This is a genomic window from Dolichospermum planctonicum, assembly GCF_005402965.1.
Taxonomy (GTDB): domain Bacteria; phylum Cyanobacteriota; class Cyanobacteriia; order Cyanobacteriales; family Nostocaceae; genus Dolichospermum; species Dolichospermum planctonicum.
The window spans coordinates 17,122-34,389 of sequence record NZ_BJCF01000018.1 but is presented as its reverse complement, the minus strand read 5'-3'; the positions used below and the strand labels follow the sequence as shown (position 1 = coordinate 34,389).

Annotated in this window: 21 protein-coding genes and 2 pseudogenes; 10 read left to right on the top strand and 13 right to left on the bottom strand. The window is 35.0% G+C overall.

The genetic code is table 11. The features are described 5' to 3' along the window. Positions 1 to 22: 22 nt before the first annotated feature. The 6 genes and pseudogenes from folP to FFO06_RS09865 form a co-directional block, all read right to left on the bottom strand. Entirely contained in the window at positions 23 to 871 is an 849-nt protein-coding gene (gene folP / locus FFO06_RS09890) for a dihydropteroate synthase (protein ID WP_137907889.1), read from the bottom strand. A 44-nt stretch (positions 872 to 915) separates the two neighbouring features. Then, positions 916 to 1,641, bottom strand: coding sequence for a triose-phosphate isomerase (tpiA, locus tag FFO06_RS09885; RefSeq protein ID WP_137907924.1), 726 nt, complete (start codon positions 1,639 to 1,641; stop codon positions 916 to 918). Positions 1,642 to 1,837: 196 nt separating this feature from the next. Continuing rightward, entirely contained in the window at positions 1,838 to 2,275 is a 438-nt protein-coding gene (locus FFO06_RS09880; protein WP_137907888.1) for a hypothetical protein, read from the bottom strand. Between the two features lie 5 nt (positions 2,276 to 2,280). Then, positions 2,281 to 3,564 (bottom strand): AAA family ATPase, encoded by a 1,284-nt coding sequence (locus FFO06_RS09875; protein ID WP_137907887.1) that lies wholly within the window; start codon positions 3,562 to 3,564, stop codon positions 2,281 to 2,283. Between the two features lie 190 nt (positions 3,565 to 3,754). Then, positions 3,755 to 5,452: pseudogene (crtO, locus tag FFO06_RS09870) on the bottom strand (beta-carotene ketolase CrtO); the annotation flags it as partial. Between the two features lie 139 nt (positions 5,453 to 5,591). Beyond that, positions 5,592 to 6,974 carry a cytochrome P450 gene (locus FFO06_RS09865; RefSeq protein WP_137907923.1) on the bottom strand — a complete coding sequence of 461 codons (1,383 nt, stop codon included), beginning with the start codon at positions 6,972 to 6,974 and terminating at the stop codon, positions 5,592 to 5,594. A 445-nt stretch (positions 6,975 to 7,419) separates the two neighbouring features. Between FFO06_RS09865 and FFO06_RS09860 the strand changes: the two genes are divergently transcribed. From FFO06_RS09860 to FFO06_RS09840, 5 genes are all read left to right on the top strand, one after another. Further along, on the top strand, positions 7,420 to 9,633 hold the full coding sequence (locus FFO06_RS09860) for a phosphoketolase family protein (RefSeq protein ID WP_137907885.1): 2,214 nt from the start codon (positions 7,420 to 7,422) through the stop codon (positions 9,631 to 9,633). A 210-nt stretch (positions 9,634 to 9,843) separates the two neighbouring features. Next, positions 9,844 to 10,068, top strand: coding sequence for a ribbon-helix-helix domain-containing protein (locus tag FFO06_RS09855; protein WP_137907884.1), 225 nt, complete (start codon positions 9,844 to 9,846; stop codon positions 10,066 to 10,068). Beyond that, positions 10,023 to 10,175, top strand: a complete 153-nt coding sequence (locus tag FFO06_RS09850; protein ID WP_306420212.1) for a type II toxin-antitoxin system PemK/MazF family toxin — start codon at positions 10,023 to 10,025, stop codon at positions 10,173 to 10,175. Before FFO06_RS09855 ends, FFO06_RS09850 begins: the two co-directional genes overlap by 46 nt. Before the next feature lie 169 nt (positions 10,176 to 10,344). Beyond that, positions 10,345 to 10,581, top strand: coding sequence for a hypothetical protein (locus tag FFO06_RS09845; protein ID WP_137907883.1), 237 nt, complete (start codon positions 10,345 to 10,347; stop codon positions 10,579 to 10,581). Further along, on the top strand, positions 10,571 to 10,996 hold the full coding sequence (locus FFO06_RS09840) for a PIN domain-containing protein (protein WP_137907882.1): 426 nt from the start codon (positions 10,571 to 10,573) through the stop codon (positions 10,994 to 10,996). Before FFO06_RS09845 ends, FFO06_RS09840 begins: the two co-directional genes overlap by 11 nt. Before the next feature lie 158 nt (positions 10,997 to 11,154). On the opposite strand, the gene FFO06_RS09835 is transcribed toward FFO06_RS09840, so the two are convergent. Beyond that, the gene (locus FFO06_RS09835; protein WP_236097114.1) at positions 11,155 to 11,481 is read right to left on the bottom strand and encodes a hypothetical protein; all 327 of its coding nucleotides are present in this window, start codon (positions 11,479 to 11,481) and stop codon (positions 11,155 to 11,157) included. A gap of 109 nt (positions 11,482 to 11,590) precedes the next feature. On the opposite strand from FFO06_RS09835, the gene FFO06_RS09830 reads away from it, so the two are divergent. The 3 genes from FFO06_RS09830 (at position 11,591) to FFO06_RS09820 (ending at position 12,511) form a co-directional block, all read left to right on the top strand. Beyond that, positions 11,591 to 11,761 carry a ribbon-helix-helix domain-containing protein gene (locus tag FFO06_RS09830; RefSeq protein WP_236097113.1) on the top strand — a complete coding sequence of 57 codons (171 nt, stop codon included), beginning with the start codon at positions 11,591 to 11,593 and terminating at the stop codon, positions 11,759 to 11,761. A 95-nt stretch (positions 11,762 to 11,856) separates the two neighbouring features. Then, a complete protein-coding gene (locus tag FFO06_RS09825; RefSeq protein WP_137907881.1) occupies positions 11,857 to 12,111 on the top strand; it encodes a DUF2281 domain-containing protein in 255 nt (84 codons plus the stop codon). Continuing rightward, positions 12,098 to 12,511, top strand: a complete 414-nt coding sequence (locus FFO06_RS09820) for a type II toxin-antitoxin system VapC family toxin (RefSeq protein WP_137907880.1) — start codon at positions 12,098 to 12,100, stop codon at positions 12,509 to 12,511. The genes FFO06_RS09825 and FFO06_RS09820 overlap by 14 nt, the downstream gene beginning before the upstream one ends. A gap of 64 nt (positions 12,512 to 12,575) precedes the next feature. Here FFO06_RS09820 and FFO06_RS09815 read toward each other — a convergent pair whose 3' ends face one another. Then, positions 12,576 to 12,869: a HigA family addiction module antitoxin gene (locus FFO06_RS09815; protein WP_137907879.1), complete on the bottom strand. Its 294-nt coding sequence runs from the start codon at positions 12,867 to 12,869 to the stop codon at positions 12,576 to 12,578. A gap of 10 nt (positions 12,870 to 12,879) precedes the next feature. Beyond that, on the bottom strand, positions 12,880 to 13,155 hold the full coding sequence (locus tag FFO06_RS09810; RefSeq protein WP_268904596.1) for a type II toxin-antitoxin system RelE/ParE family toxin: 276 nt from the start codon (positions 13,153 to 13,155) through the stop codon (positions 12,880 to 12,882). Between the two features lie 397 nt (positions 13,156 to 13,552). Between FFO06_RS09810 and FFO06_RS09805 the strand changes: the two genes are divergently transcribed. Then, positions 13,553 to 14,146: a Uma2 family endonuclease gene (locus FFO06_RS09805; protein ID WP_137907877.1), complete on the top strand. Its 594-nt coding sequence runs from the start codon at positions 13,553 to 13,555 to the stop codon at positions 14,144 to 14,146. Between the two features lie 166 nt (positions 14,147 to 14,312). Here the strand turns inward: FFO06_RS09805 and FFO06_RS09800 are convergent, their stop codons facing one another. Both FFO06_RS09800 and FFO06_RS09795 read right to left on the bottom strand, forming a co-directional pair. Continuing rightward, positions 14,313 to 14,573, bottom strand: coding sequence for a type II toxin-antitoxin system RelE family toxin (locus tag FFO06_RS09800; protein ID WP_137907876.1), 261 nt, complete (start codon positions 14,571 to 14,573; stop codon positions 14,313 to 14,315). A gap of 5 nt (positions 14,574 to 14,578) precedes the next feature. Further along, positions 14,579 to 14,818: a hypothetical protein gene (locus FFO06_RS09795; protein WP_137907875.1), complete on the bottom strand. Its 240-nt coding sequence runs from the start codon at positions 14,816 to 14,818 to the stop codon at positions 14,579 to 14,581. A 257-nt stretch (positions 14,819 to 15,075) separates the two neighbouring features. Here FFO06_RS09795 and FFO06_RS21160 point away from each other — a divergent pair. Next, positions 15,076 to 15,213 (top strand): annotated as a pseudogene (locus FFO06_RS21160) (hypothetical protein); the annotation flags it as partial. Positions 15,214 to 15,250: 37 nt separating this feature from the next. On the opposite strand, the gene FFO06_RS09785 reads toward FFO06_RS21160, so the two are convergent. Both FFO06_RS09785 and FFO06_RS09780 read right to left on the bottom strand, forming a co-directional pair. Then, entirely contained in the window at positions 15,251 to 16,828 is a 1,578-nt protein-coding gene (locus tag FFO06_RS09785) for an Eco57I restriction-modification methylase domain-containing protein (RefSeq protein WP_137907874.1), read from the bottom strand. 155 nt (positions 16,829 to 16,983) lie between these two features. Further along, positions 16,984 to 17,184 (bottom strand): hypothetical protein, encoded by a 201-nt coding sequence (locus FFO06_RS09780; protein WP_137907873.1) that lies wholly within the window; start codon positions 17,182 to 17,184, stop codon positions 16,984 to 16,986. Positions 17,185 to 17,268 lie beyond the last annotated feature (84 nt).

The following is a 17,268-nucleotide window of genomic DNA, read 5'->3' as shown; positions in this document are numbered from 1 at the left end:
ATCACATCGGAAACTGGTGTAATTAGTAGGAATAACGAAAAATGGCATCTGTCACCAGAGTTACCTCTTGCATTTCTTGAACATCGTGAACTCGCAGGATATCTGCACCATTAAAAATAGCTGCACAACAGGCTGCGGCTGTTCCCCAAATCCGTAATGTTGGATCTGGTTGCTTGAGGATATTACCGATAAAACTTTTGCGAGATGCCCCTACTAAAATCGGAGCATTAAGTGTTTTTAGCGATCGCAAACGCCGGAAAATTTCTAAATTCTGCTCATGATTTTTAGCAAAACCAATACCAGGATCAATAATGATTTTATTTTGGTCAATTCCCGCCAGGATAGCATCAGTAATTCTCTGAGATAAAAAGCTGTAAATATCACCTATTAAGTTTTGATAATCTGTGAGATTGACCATGGTTTGAGGGTTTCCACGGATGTGCATTAAGATAATTGGCACGTTTAAACTGGCTACGGTTGGCAGCATTTCGGGGTCATAAGTACCAGCAGAAATGTCATTTACTAAATCTGCTCCCGCGTTGATAGCTGCTTTAGCTACCTCAGCCCTCGTTGTATCTACAGAAAGAGGGACATCAACTACTGGGCGTAGCTCCTCCAAAACAGATATAACCCGATCAAGTTCCGCATCTACTGATATTTGCTTCGCCCCCGGACGAGTTGATTGTCCACCAATATCAATGATATCAGCGCCAGCGGCAACCATTGCTTGTGCTTGGGTTAAAGCGGCGGAGATAGTATTAAATTTACCACCATCACTAAAACTATCAGGAGTGACATTTAAAATCCCCATGATATAAGTCCGCCTTCCCCAGACAAAACAGTGATTTCCGATAGTTAATTGGTCAAGCATTATACATAATCCAAGTTGATAATTACCCCAATCCCCAATCCCCATTATTGATAATTGACAATTCTGGCAAAACTATCAGCTTCTAGACTAGCTCCACCAACGAGAGCGCCGTCAATTTCTGGTTGTGCCATAATTTCATCAATATTATTCGGTTTAACTGAACCGCCATACTGAATAGGAACTAGGGGATTAGTCAATTGACCACGAATTAAGCCAATTACCCGATTTGCTTCCTTCGATTCACAGGTATCACCAGTACCAATAGCCCAAATTGGTTCATAGGCAATAATCAAGTTGTTTTGATCAATATCTACCAAGTCCTTTTCTAACTGGGTGCTAATTATTGATTCTGTTTCCCCCGCGTCTCGTTGTTGTTTAGTTTCCCCAACACAGAGAATGGGAGTGAGTCCATGTTTTTGAGCGGCCTTGAGACGGAGATTGACAGTTACGTCTGTTTCCCCAAAGAATTGCCGTCTTTCACTGTGTCCAATAATGACATAACGCACACCGATTTCTGTGAGCATAGGGGCAGCGATTTCCCCCGTATATGCTCCATTTTCTTCCCAGTGGACGTTTTGCGCTCCCAAATTTACACGGCTACCATGCAAAAATCTGGACAGCAGGCTTAAATCGGTGAAAGGAGGACATAATACCACTTCTCGTACTGAGGGGGTTTCCTCCAGGTGAGGCAAAAATCCGCCTAAAAAGGCTGCAGATTCTGCCTGGGTTTTAAACATTTTCCAGTTACCAGCAATAACGATTTTCCGCACAGGTGATTTAATCAAAATTTTAATGCTACTAGATGCACTTTTTAATTTACTACTTTTTTAGGACTATTCACGAAGCAGAATTACAACAGAGAACAGGAAACACATTATTTAATGTATTAAATATCGCTTGTGTAAAATAGAAAAATACTTACCCATCCCTAATAGAGAAATTCTAGAACATATATATTTACTACGTTTATTTATCTGTAATCAAGGCATTAATATTTTCATTACAGCCTGTTTTTTTAATTCTTAGCACTGCATTGTACTTACTTTTAAATGATTTTGTCTTAACTTGAATTTGTGTTGATGTTATAGGGCATCTAGTTGTGATGACATAGCAATATTTGGGAACATTTTTATAACCTTGGGATATAACTTTAATTGTATTTTCAATTTGTGCAAATGCGTGTTCTACATCAGAACCTTTTAACTCTATATAAATTTCAATATAAGGTTCATTAATAATTAGTAACCAATCACATTTAACTCCTTGAATATCTAAACAACCATCTACTTTAACTTTAGTCACTTCTATTAATTTTTCATTCGTAAAAATTATTTTACTACTTTTCTTTTCTTCTATTAATATATTTTTATGGCTGATTTTTTCGGAACATTTATCTAAATCCACAGATGTTATTCTCCCAATTCAAGTTCTATTAATTTTTCAAACACTTGACTAAATTCGTTGGATACTTCATCAATGATATTTGCGTCAATCAAGTTATTGTCTTCATTGATCAAACTTTCAATCATACCATTTTTGATGGTGTAAGCAGCAACATCATTAATATCTAATATTTGACTTTCTGGAACTATTTTAAATAAATCTTTTAGTAAATCATTTTGTTCAGGTTTCTCTCTTAATGCTTTCAGAGTATTACCTGCTTGAATTAGGTTATTAAAAGCAGTTAGTATATAAGGACTGTGAGTAGTTATAATAAATTTATGCTTTTTTTCGGTTGCATTAAAAACTTGACTGATTAAACTTATAACGTGTTTTTGTGATGTAGGAAATAAATGTGCTTCTGGTTCTTCTATAATGAAAAGTGTTGTTGAACTAATAAAAGGCAAAATAGCTAATATAAGTGTCATAGGTAGGGCTTCCTGTTGTCCAGAAGATGAATGTGATAAATTAGTTCTTCTATTTTTGTTTGTTTCGTTAGTGTATAATATCCAGTCCTGATCTTTTTCGTATGAATAATTACCCACTATTATCTGATTAATTAATTCATCAATTGAATCATTTAGCTTAAACGCATGAATCAATTTTCTAAGATGATAAAAATTTTTTACTCTTTCATAAGCCGAACCAAATTCTTTCAGAAAATAATCTATGACTATATTTTCGGACAAAAAGGAAAAAATATTATTTTGTAAATTAGCAAAAAACGACCTCCCCGCAGGGATAAAAGTTACCAATTCAAGACTATTAAAATGATTATCTCTCAGAATATATTCAGTGAAAATTGTATTGTAATATTCTTCTATTTTCTCAGGGTTATTTTCTGCATATTCAATGGTTTTCTTATTATAGTCGCTTAATATTTTTCTGCGAACTTTAACTAAATGTTCAGAATATATCAAAGATAATTTAGACTTCTTATCATCTGATTTTTGGTTATTCAAAGCTATGGAATAACTATCAAATTCATATAAAATTTGAAACTCCTGATTTTTCCAAGAATATTCCGGGAATATAATTTTAAACGTTGTAATTATACTTCTATCAAATTCTGCTTTTTTTTGCTTATTCTGGATTGAAGAACGATATTTAATGAAAAAATCTTTAAAGAAATAAACTAATTTAGCAATTACACTTTTACCACTAGCTTGCTGTCCGATAATAATATTTATCTTGGATAAATTAAATTCAATATCTTTGATATTTAAAAAGTTTTTTACTGTCAGTTTTTCCATAAGTGCAATATATTATCAGTAATACAAGTGTATTACTAGGAAAATAAGTCATTGATGAATTGTACACGATATTTTAGAAATTTAAAATCAGAATAAATACGATTTTTTGAAGTATTGTAAAAATTATAATTCTCTAATGTATAAAAACTGGTGCGTTACGCTGCACTAACGCACCCTACGTCTGTATTACTTAACTAATCCCAAAAACCGAACCAACTGTGGACTTAATCGAATTTCCTGCATCTTTTAAGGCCTGACTGAATGGTTGCTTATTTTGCAAAAATACCCGCGCACAATTGCGTCCTGGCATTCCCGAAATTGAACCACCTGGATGTGTACCAGCACCAGTTAAAAACAGATGATCAATGGGGGTTTTATAATTAGCTAATTCGGGCAAAGGTCGGAAAAAGATCATTTGATCCATAGTCATATCAATATGATAATAATTGCCTTTATATGCTCCTAATCTTTCCCCTAATTCTGCTGGACTTTCTACCCTTCTAGCGATGGTTGCTTTTTTCACATTTGGGGCATAAGTTGCTAATTTATCAACCACTCTATCAGCAACTTGATTTTTCAAATCATCAGTCCAACCTGTACCTTTTAAACCTGTACTTTTTGCACCAGCAATTTGATAAGGAGCGAAAAATTCAATCCATAAAGTATGTTTCCCTGGCGGTGCTAAACTAGGGTCAAGGGCGCTAGGCATAACCACATACATCGAGGGGTCAGAATCGGGAATTTCGCCGATTGTACATTTATTATGAGCCTGTTCAACATGATTCATAGAATCGGCAATTAAAATTGAACCAATCAGATATTCATCTTTATGTTCATGATGAGAAAAATGCAAAGGTTCATCTAATGCCAAATCTATTTTGAGGATGGTTTCATTATTGTTGATAATGCGACGTTCTAGCCTTTCCCATAAATCAGGGTCAACTGCATCAATATCACTTTTTTCAGTCATTTGTAAGAATAATCTTTGGGCATCAATATTAGAAATTACTCCATGTTTAGCCATAAATTCCTTACCACCAGTCACCCTGACTCCTACCGCTTTACCATCATCAATTAAAATCTTTTCTACGTGCTGGTCTGTGAGAATTACCCCACCTTTACTATTAACTAATTTCACCAATGCTTGCACCAATGCACCCGTACCGCCGCGAGGTCTAGCCATACCAGGATGATGGCGCATAGCCATCATCATGACTCCAATTGCCAGATTTTTTTGTGAAGGTGGCGCACCTAATTCTGATGCTAATCTTGATAGGGGTGCTTTTAAAAATTCTTCATCAAACCATTCATTGAGAATATCCTCCGCACTATTTAACATTGTGCGCACAAAATCGAAACTTTTCGCCGGAGAACCGACAACAGAAACTAAATCTTTAACTTGTTGGAAATTGTAATTACCAAAAATATCTATAATTGACTTTGGTGGGGCATTAAACATGGGAGTCATGGCGTTAATTGCCCGTTGCCAATAATTGGTAAATTCGGCGTATTTTTTAGCATCTCGTTGATTATAACGAGCGATTTCTGCACAGGTTTTTTCTAAGGATTTATGTGCCAAGAAATATTTACCGTCCGGGTGAGGACAAAATACAACTGGGTCACATTCTAGATATTCCAAGCCGTATTTTGTCAGTTCTAATTCTTCCACCACTGGACCTAAATGAATAAATTCATGGTCAATGGCACACAAATTAAATTTAAACCCCGGTACTTCTGGGATACATTCTTCAGTTGTAGCAGCACCACCAGGGACAGGACGTTTTTCTAATAGCAGAACACTATAACCTGCTTTGAGTAAATAAGCCGCACAAACTAAGCCGTTGTGTCCAGCACCGATAATAATAACGTCGTATTCTTGCATATCTTGATAAGATAAAAACCTGGCTCTTTTATATTATTATATTTAATATATTTAGGGAATGTAAGCAAATGTTAAAAAAAGTGGAAGATAAACCTAAATCCCCGACTTCCTTAAGAAGTCGGGGATCTTGTTGGTTGTTAGTGTATCAAACTGCTGCTGCTTCTAAAATTGCAGATTTTGGTTGACGAATATTTTCAATTTCCAAAGTTATCGGACTACTCGGTCCTGTCACTAAACCCCGTCTTTGAGGTTTGATTTCATGGGTATCAACTAATTTCATTGACCATGTTTTTAGGACTTTTGCTAAGATCAATTTCATTTCCATTTGGGCAAATGCTAAACCGATACAACGTCTTGCACCACCACCAAAAGGTAGAAATTCATAAGGTGAAAATTGTCTTTGTAAAAAGCGTTCTGGCTGAAATTTCTCATGTTCAGGATAAGTATCTTCGCGGTGATGAGCTAAATAAATTGAACCCATGACAATTGTACCTGGTTCGAGTTGATAACCACAGAGAGAAATAGGGGTTTTAACCCTTCTAGGAAAAGTTAACATTCCCACGGGACAAATCCTTAAGGTTTCATTACAAACAGCAGTTAAATATGGCAATTTAAAGACAGTATTAGAATCATAATTTTCTCCTAAACTATCCAATTCTGCTAATAATTTTTCTTTAACTTCTGGGAGTTTATGAATCCAGTAAAAAGCCCAAGAAATAGCTGTGGCTGTAGTTTCATGACCTGCAACTAGTAAAGTCATCAATTCATCTCTTAATTCTGCATCAGTCATAGGTTGACCGTTTTCATCTTGAGCAGACATAAGTAAATTAAGGATATCTGTACGGTCAGGATCAAAATTTTCTCTTCTTTCTTTAATTTCCTGATAAATAAGTTGGTCAGCTTGTTGCTGTTTCTTCATTTGTTGTTTCCAAATTTCTGAAATCCCAAAGGTTTCTTTTAATTTGGGAAAATAGAGAAAAATCACTCTCCAAGGAGTGCCACCCTGTTCTAAAATTGCACAAAGTAAATGTTTAAGTTTTTCTGCTCGTTCTCCTTCATAAAGGCCAAAAACAGCTTCCATCATTACCTGAAGAGTGATATCTTGGGTAATGTTCCTAATATTAAAAGATTGATTTTTTGGTTGTTGATTAAAAACTTTTATGGTAATATTCTCAATTAATTCTGCGTAAGTTCGCATTCTTTCCCCGTGAAAAGGAGGCATAATTAATTGACGTTGACGTTGATGTGCTTTACCACTAAGACTAATGACAGAATTTTTGCCCAGTAAATATTCAAAAATACTGTTTAAATCTCCTGGTGCTTCCAACTCTTTTTGATCATTACTTAACACCTGCTGCATTGCTTCAGGAGAATGAACAAATAACATCGGTGGTAAATTACCCTGTAATTTTAGAGCAAAAACATCTCCATAATTTTTAGCACATTCCATCATATAAGGCATAGGTCTGAATATCCAGTTTAAGACTTGAATAATAGATATTCCTTTGGGTTGTGGTAGCATTTGCATCATATTCTCCTGTTGTTATCAAAAAAAAACAATTCAATTATATACATAATAACTCAACTTCAAGTATAAATCATCTTGGGGTAATTATAACTTTTCAGCCAGAAAATCTAAAAACCAAGCGAATTATTCTTAATTTCTATCTCCAGATACTTGTCAACAACGATATTTCAATACCATAGAAACAAGAGATTGATTCCCTTTTGCTTCCCTCTTTCTTCCTCCTTCCTGTACTTTGTACCTATCCTTACGGAACAATCCGCGAACGTAAATGTAGTTAATTTCATCAATATCTACAACTAAACACAAAATAACGGAAAAATCAATCATCACTTAGTTATAGTAATTTTCAGAAAAAGCAATTAATTATTAGAACCTTAAAGATGTAAAATATTTATTAAATTAAACCAGAATCTCTAGTTTTTTCGATTTTATTAAGGTACTCAGCATGACAGCAATTACGCAAAATACGGCTTCCGCAGTTCCGAATTTTTGTCTAGGGATACAATATTTTGGGGAAGTATTGCCAGATTTTCAAACTTATGGTACAGTACCAGCGATCGCATCTGGTCAAAAAGCAGTAGCAAATCCTACCGATACAAATGCAGTATATCAAACTTTATTGGCTGCTGATGCCCTGCGCTACCTGACGCTACAAATCACTGGTAGTAAGGCTTCTGGACACCCCGGTGGTTTTGCCAGTCAAGCGGAAGCTTATGCAGCTTTGGTCATGCTTGGGCATAAAAACATTATCACCGAAGTGGGACACCATGCCCCTGGTTTTTATAGTGCCATGTTTTTAGACCGATCTTTAGAAGACATGGGCATTTCTACAGTACAACAATTGCGCGATCGCTTTCGGGAAAAACACGGATTATTAGGACACCTATCCGGTTATATTCCCGGTATTTTAGCACCTGCCGGACCCTTGGGACAAGGGCAACATTTCGCCATGGCCGCCGCATTGTTACACCGTGACAAACTCTTCCCCTTTACAGTGGGAGACGGAGGACTAGGTGAACCCTACATCATGAGTTCCATGGCACATTTTAACACCGCTTACCCCACTGTCACCAACTTTTTACCAGTTTTAGTGTGGAATGGTTACAGCCAAGAACATCATAGCATGGTATCTTTAAAAACTAACGACGAAATGATCGCCTATTGGAAAGGTAACGGTTTTGCCGAAGTCGTGTTAGTCAATGCTAAAGACTTTGATGATCAAAACCAACCCGGTGATTATGTGGATAGTACCGCTTTCTCCTTCCAAAAACGGTTAGAATTTACCAAAGCGGTACTAGTAGGCATGGATAAAGCTGCCCGTTCCGCTTTAAGTGGCACATTAACAGTATTTATTATCAAACAACTCAAAGGGGCAGGGGTTCATGCTTTAGGTGCAAAATCCCATAACTTATATCCTAAAGATACCTTAGACGCGCCCCATATTGTCACCGCCTTACAAAAACGGGCTTTATGTGCCGAGGCATGGCAAACAGTCCGTACAAATGCGGAACGGGCAGGGGGTGGACCAGCAGCCAAAACCGCAGTTACAGAATTTGAATTACCCTTAGCAGAAATTGGCGAATTACCATTAGAAGAATATGCAGTGGGCGGAGAACCAAAAGTTTCAACCACCGCAATGGGAAGGTTAGTAGGAATAGTAGGAAATAAAGATAAAAATTTCCTGGTAACAAACGCCGATGGTAACGAAGCATCAGGAATTGCTAACATTAACCAGGCATTAAAAATCAACCATCCTACTACCGATGAATTATATAATCAAGCTCCAGGAGGTCAAGTTTACGAACCTTTGAGCGAAGATGCTTGTGCCGGATTAGCCGCTGGTTTATCCTTAATGGGGGCGAGAACCTTGTGGTGTTCTTACGAATCTTTTGCCATCAATGGATTACCAATTTGGCAAACTGTCACCCAAGCAATGGCAGAATTAAGACGCAAAACACCGTCAACAATTACATTATTTACAGCCGGAGCATTAGAACAAGGACGCAACGGTTGGACACACCAAAGACCAGAAATAGAGGCTTATTTTGCATCATTGATGAGAACAGGAAATGTATTTCCCTTATTTCCTCCCGATGCTAATAGTATTCAAGGTTGTTATGACTGGGCTTTGCAAACAAAAAATAAGGGAATTGTCATTACAGCCAGTAAGTCACCTTTACCCATTAGAACGACTTTAAAACAAACAGCAGAAGGGTTAGAAAAGGGCGCGATTTTATTACATGAAATTGCGGGAGGGAAGACGGTTGTATTTGCTGTCATTGGCGATATGACCTTAATTCCTGTGTTTGAAGCAGCCGCATTTTTAGAAACTGAAGGTATAGGAGTGAAGATTATTTCTATTATTAATCCTCGCCGTTTATATCGTCCTCATGATACAGCTTGGGATACTTGTTCTGAACCTGATAACGGTTTTTTAAGTGATGCCGATTTTGAGCAATTGTTTGGTGGAGATGCCTTAATTGGTGTGACAGGTGGCGCTGCGGCGATGTTAGAACCAATCATGTTACGCAGTAATTCAAAACGTGATTCTTTCGCCTGGAAGCGTGGGGAAACTACGGCTAGTGCGGGTGAGTTGATGGCTTTTAATGGGTTGACTGCGGAGGCTTTGACTAAGCGGGCTATTGAGTTGGTGCATTAATTAGAACGCAGATGTACGCAGATTAACGCGGATGTTTTGGCGTTGGGTTGCGTACATTTGCTGATTTTATACGCTATGAAACTCAACAATATAATAATTCAAATTCCCAAGTTATCAAATTAATTACCTGATAGAAAAATCTTGACAAAATTACTAGACTAAAAACATCAAAATCTGTTATGCTACCAATGGTATGATTATAGGTAGGATATGGCTAAAATCTCAATTTCATTGCCAGATGAACTACTAAATTACATTGACCAAAAAGTTGATAACCGTAGTGCGTTGATTGAAAGTCTTTTGAAACAATGGCAAGAACAAAAACAAAATAAAGCACTAGCCGCAGCTTGCGCTTTGGTTGATGAATTAGAATTAGGTTGGGAAGGTGAATGGCAAAATATAGCGATTACCGAATGGGAAGCATCTGGATCGTAACATTTGACCCATCCGTAGGTACAGAAATTCAAAAAACTCGGCCAGCAGTGATAATTTCTGGGACTTTGTTTAATAACCAACGCAGTAAAGTCACAGTTTTACCTTAAATTACAACTAAAAAACCATGTATCTGTTCACATTATCTCACCCAACCATTACGAGCGATATTTAGGGCGATCATGTAAATATTCACTGCACCTGAGAATTATCACCCAGGGCGTAGTTTATAATAGGATCATACCGAAAAATTTTATATAGGATTTAAGGTTATTCATAATGCTGCAAATTATCCAAGCAACCTGTACCAACGGTGAACTTATTTTGAATGAAAAACTAAGTTCCGAATTAGAAGGTAAAACCATACAAATAATGATTCTCGAACCCAGCGAATCTACACAACCAATAGATTCTCAAGAATCGAAAATACAGCAATTCTTAGCGCGAGTTAATAACTACTGCTTCCCACTTCCCCCAGACTACAAATTTAATCGAGAAGAAATTTATGACAGATAATATCATAAATAATATCTTTCTCGATAGTAATCTCTGGATTTATCTCTATGCTAAAAATCCGCCAGAAAAATCTCAGCAAGTTGCAGAAATAATTAAAAATAATTATTCATCTCTGCTAGTTAGCACTCAGGTTTTAGGAGAATTATTTCATGTTTTAACTAGAAAAAAATTCACATCAAAAACAGATGCAATTACAATCATATCAGATATAGTGAATACTTTTCCGGTTCAGGCAATTAACACAACAGAAGTTATACAAGCATTAGAAATCAATGCAAAATATAACTACTCTTATTGGGATAGTTTGATTATAGCTACAGCTTTATTAAGTGAATGTTCCATCATTTACTCAGAAGATATGCAACATAATCAACTAATAGAGAATAAGGTAAGAATTATCAATCCATTTGTTTGATTTCATATCTTTTTAATTCCTGTAGGGTGGGTTATCAACAATATAACCCACCATTAATAACCCTACTAGCTATTGATATCATTGCATACTTGATGGGATTGAATTTACCAATGTTTCAAATTGATTATTTTCTTCAAAAAAACATAAAGCATCTTTACTTAACACGCTTCTTCTTCCAAATTAACCCACTCGTCAACCAATTCTAAATCACGTTCTGCTCTTTGAATAGCTCCTTGTTTTAACTGTTCTTTGAGATTAGTAAATTTGTGATAATTACCATTTGCATATTCATCACGGACTAATTGAATTTCTTTTTTAGTCTCTTCATTTTCTCGCCAACTTTCCTCTTTAGCATCAGCGATCGCTTCATCAAGAATCTGCCAAAGGTGCTGTTTTTCTGATAAACTTAGTGCATTTAAGGAGTTAATTAGTAACTCCATCGGAATGAATAGATTTAAGCCAGTCTGTGACATAGTTTTTATCATGATGTGATAATTTCTTTACATTATATCAAATACGAATAGTTTTTTCTACCAATGGCAGAAAATGACAAAAACCGCGATGATATAAAAAGTACATTCAAGAATTCACATTATGAAAAGTATGAATATTTCCTTAACTGACACCATGGGCGATTATATAGAACAACAGGTAGCGCAAGGAGGTTACAGCAGCGAAGCGTCAATATTTTCGGGAATTAGTGCGACAAGACCAAAAACTCCAAAGCAAACGAACAATTACAAACCCTGCTTTGAGGAGGATTAAACTCAGGAAATGCAACAGAAATGACTGCACAAGATTGGGAAGATATTTGTCAAGCAGTATAATAGTAATAACATAATTCAAAAAAGGCATTAATTATGGATATCAAACTTGCAGAAATATCTCAAGAAATTAACCGCTTACCAGAAGAAGCGCAAATCTTACTACTAGATTTTATTCAACTACTCAAAAAACGTTATCCACAACCAGAAAATCATCATCAAGAAAAAACCATCTATGAAAAATTTGATGAAATTGGATTAATTGGTTGTTGTGGTGTGGAAGAAAATTTATCAACTACATATAAAGACGTTCTATCTAATACATTACCCAACAAATATGATCATAGTTGATACAGGATTTTGGTTAGCTCTTATTGATCAAAAAGACACCTACCACGAAAGAGCAAAACAGGCTTTAAAAAAATACAATGAACCTTTAATTACAACATGGTGTGTTGTCACAGAAACCTGTTATCTTTTGCTAACTCGCAAAGGAGTTCAAGCTCAAGTTACTTTTTTAAATAGTCTGGAACAAGAATTATTTACAGTTTTTAATTTAGAATCTCACCATACTCCACGCATTATCCAATTAATGGAAAAATATGCTAATCTACCGATGGATTTAGCTGATGCTTCCCTAGTAATTTTAGCAGAACATTTAGGACATGGACGCATTTTTTCAGTAGATCAGCGTGACTTTAATACCTATCGTTGGAAACAAACTTATCCTTTTGAAAATTTGCTATTTTGAGTTAATTAAAAACTGATACATCAGGAAATATTCACCTCACCTGAGAATTATCACCCGAACCATTTTAACTAATTTCAATAGGTGAAATATTTTTCCATTCTTCAGATTCATTTTTAGCACACCAAAGGTCAAACTTCTGTTGAAGATTTAACCAAAGTTCCGGCGTAGTTTGAAAAGCACTTGCTAACCGCAAAGCAATATTAGGTGTTACACTTGCACGTTCATTCACAATTTCCGAAACTGTTTTGCGAGACACACCCAAAATATTAGCCAATTCTGTCACCGTCATATTTAAAGGTTCTAAATATTGACGTTTAATCAAAGCACCAGGATGTCTAGGTTTTCTGTTAGTATTCATATTCATAATCCTAATGATAATCCTCGTAATTTACGTCGTAAGCATCCCCATCTTGAAAAACAAAAGTTAAACGCCAATTACCAGAAACCGTAACTGAATATTCACCTTTTCTATTTCCTATTAATTGATGAAACTTAGAACCAGGAAAATTCATATCTTCAGCTACAGATGCAGCATCTAGTCTATCTAATAAATCTAACAGTTTTTCAGCATGATTCGGATTAACCCCACTTCTATTATCATCTTCAAACAGCTTTCTTAACCCCTTATGCTTGAAATTTCTAATTATAAGTAAAATAACAATATCTACTGTAAACTATAAGGTTACACTTGTCAATCCATAACATACGCTAAATTTGGTAATTTTGAAAACTCATTGATTAATATTTACAATACTTTACAAATCATCATCACTGTTATCATGGCAGTAATTAGGTTAGGTTGACGCAAAGAAACCCAACATAACCCACTGTTAATAACCCTAAATTACAACCAAAAAACCCTGTGTATCTGTTCACATTATCTCACCCAACCATTACGAGCGATTACTAGAGCGATAGCGAAGCGCTGCTGTAAGTAGTTCGCAGCATGACAGATACACCACCGAAAGATTCACCTCACCTGAGAATTATCACCTGACCATGAGTTATAATCAAGATTAAAGTCATAACCATAAAATTACTATGACTATCCAAACCTTAGACAAAACCACCACAATTTCCGAACAGCAATTTCTTCTACCTGGCCATTACACCTGGAAAGAATTTGAAATAATAGAAACCTTAACCGCAGACGCAGCAGGTTTGCGGATAACTTATCTTGATGGGTACATCGAATTTATGACGCTGAGTGAACAACATGAAATGATTAAAACCATTCTTGGTTTTTTACTAGAATTATATTCCTGTGAAATAGGCATAAATCTGATTCCAGTAGGTAGTGCTACTCGTCGCGCAAAAGAAAAAAGTGCTTCCTTTGAACCTGATGAATCTTATTACATCGGAGAGAAAAAAGCAAATCCAGATTTAGCAATTGAAATTAATATTACCAGTGGCAGTATTGATAAACTTGAAAAATACAAACGGTTTAATATTACCGAAGTCTGGTTTTGGGAAAATAATCAATTGTCTCTATATTATCTTAAAAATGATAATTATGAGCAAATTAATCAAAGTGAATTATTGCCAGATTTAGATATAGATTTATTGGCGAGTTGTGTTTTAATGCCTTCCATTATTGATGCAAGAACAGCATTTATTAAAGGTATTAAAAAGTAGTAGTTTGTAGGTTGGGTTGACACAAGGAAACCCAACAATACCCACCATTAATAACACTAAATTCCAACCCAACAGCCCTGTATCTGTTTACATTATCTCACCCAACTATCACCAACTATCTTGTAAACAAGAGAAGATAATGAACTATTAGCCAAGAAAATGGGTACTACTTTTTATAAACATCACGACGATGCTTACACTGAAGAAGTAAAACAATTAATTGCTCATCTTGAATTTCATAAACCAAACGATAATCTCCTATTCTAATCCGATATTCATTGTCATATCCTTTCAAGTTGACAACCCCATCAGGACGAGGTTCTTTCGCAAGTTGGGAAATCTTATCATATACACGCTCTTGTATATTATTAGGAAGATTATCTAATTGTTTTTGAATAGATTTAGTGATAATAATATCGTAAGTCATAGTATCTATTTTCTCTGATTTAGATACTGTTCAAAAGTCATATATTCCCCATTTGCATATTCATCACGGACTAATTGAATTTCTTTTTTTGTCTCTTTATCTTCTCGCCAACTTTCCTCTTCAGCATCAGCAATAGCTTCATCAAGAATCCGCCAAAGTTGCTGTTTTTCTGATAAACTTAGCGCGTTTAAAGAGTTAATCAGTAACTCCATCGGAATGAATAGATTTAATCCACTTTCTGACATAGTTTTTATCATAATGTGATGATTATTCTAATTATATCAAATGATGGTGGATTAGTCTATACAAACCCTGTATCTGTTCCCATCATCTCACCCAACCATCACCAGCTATCATCTAAATAAGAGAAGACAATAGAACCATCATAGATACACCAACGAAAAATTCACCTCACTTGAGAATTATTTAGAAGCAGAATTATTAGAACAATCTCAAAATATTTTGCGGCGATATCTGAGTTTAAATAACAATTGATTGTCTTATGTTACACAGTAATTGTAAGCGTGATTCTTTCCCCTGGAAGCGTGGGGAAACTACAGCTAGTGCGGGTGAGTTGATGGCTTTTAATGGCTTGACTGCGGAGGCGTTGACTAAGCGGGCTATTGAGTTGGTGCATTAATATCATATTTTGATTTTGTAGGGTGTGTTAGCGATCGCTAATTCACCTGACAACAGGTTGAAAGCATATTCATAACAGATGTATCTACCAGTTTATAAGATATCTGTTTATTCACATATTTCATAATAGAATCAATAATTTCTTGTTGCAAAATTTCACATAATGCTTTTTGATTATCTTCCTTTATTTCTAATACTAATTCTTGAGTTTTCCAAGAGATATCTTTCATAGTATCTTCATCAGGTAAAATTACAGGAGTTTTTAAAATATATTTAGCAGAATTATTAGCAGATGGATTAATAGATTTTAAACATAACCAAAAAACCGGAGAATTACAATAAGCTAATAGAAAATATAAATCAACAGAAGATTTAGGAAAAATTCCTACTATAGATTGGTCAAAGAGACTTTCCTCAATTAATGCTGCTGTAGGACGTTTAGATGTTACCATTGGAAAACCAATTCCTGTTTTAAAGTAGTAGGAAGAATTTTGAAATCTTGATTTTTTATTATTTTTATAATATTCAACAGTTTCCCAACTCCAATCTACATACCATTGAGTAGGTTTAATGAAATTAAAACCACCACCTTTAAGAATAGGAATAAAATGTTTTGTTCCTGCTATTCCCTGTAAAGGATTTTGTAATGTGGAAGGTGTAGATTCAATAGCATTAGGATCAACCAATAAATAATCGGTAGAACCTTTAACAGAAGTTGATGCCTTACGCAAGAATATTTTATCATTTCCTGAATAAAACCCTGTTACACAGTCAGCAATATCAGCCATTTTAGTTATATTATTTGATAATTTATGAAAAACTGATTCATTAGCCGATATAGGAATAGATAGAGATTCACTATTAAAAATATCTTTCTGAATGATATTATTACCATTAGATTTCATATTTGGAGATTCTGTAAAATCCCCCAAAGAGTCAACAAATCTTACAGAAAAAGAATGGTTGTATTTCGGTTTCTCAGCACGGATAGAAATAATACAAAGACCAGCATAACCAAATGAAATACCAGGAAATAGAGATGAACGAAAGACATCTATACTTTCAATTGTAAATTGTTCGAGAATATAACGTCTAATAGTAATATAACTGTGAAGATACAAAAAAGTGTCAGGAATAATAAATACAAGTCTTCCTTTTTCTGCAAGTAATTTGAGACAACGTAGCAAAAAAACAGTATATGTCTCTTTAATATAAAATCCCGGATATTTTCTTTTTAATTCTGTACGACGATCATATTCTTGCCAACCTCCATAGGGAGGATTACCTAAAATTTTCGTAAATTTATAACCAAAATATTCACATAGATCTAAATCTCGGCAAAAAATTGTGTCACGCTCTCTTATCTCTACATTTTTAAATTGGCTAAACTTTAATCTGAGTTTTTTTGCGGATTCAGGATGTAATTCATAAGCAACAGATGATATATTTTTATTAGTTTGAAGTGCTGCTTCTAAAAGATGTCCTTCCCCAGCAGATGGTTCAAGTAGTTGATCATGATTCTCTAATTTCAAAAGTGAAACCATATAAGAAGATAAAGATTGATCTGATGTCAAATAAATTTGGTATTGATCTCTATATTTTGTTTCCATTACCATTGTAAATATCCCATTAAATCAGATTTCTGAAGATCACTTACTGTTGTACTTAATAAATCATTTTTGGTTGATTTAGTAGCAAGTGAGTTGGGTTTACTTGCGTCAACCCAACAATACCCACAATTAATAATCCTAAATTACAACCTAAAAACCATTTAAGGATCTTCTGGAAACACCCATTTCGGTGGTTCTGTCATTTTTTTCCGCAATCTTTCTTCAGCTATTTCTAGCATTTTGTCTAGGGAAGTTTCGGAGATAAATTTTGAAGTTGATTCTCTAAACTCGATATTCGGACATTTATCACCTAAAACACACCCGTTAACACAGGCTTCAGCACAGTTAATTTTTTGTTCCATAATTAATTCCTCAAGAATTTTTACTATTATTGGTAATGGGTAATTACCTCATTTCTTTCTTAAACTAGTGTACTGTAGAGGTTT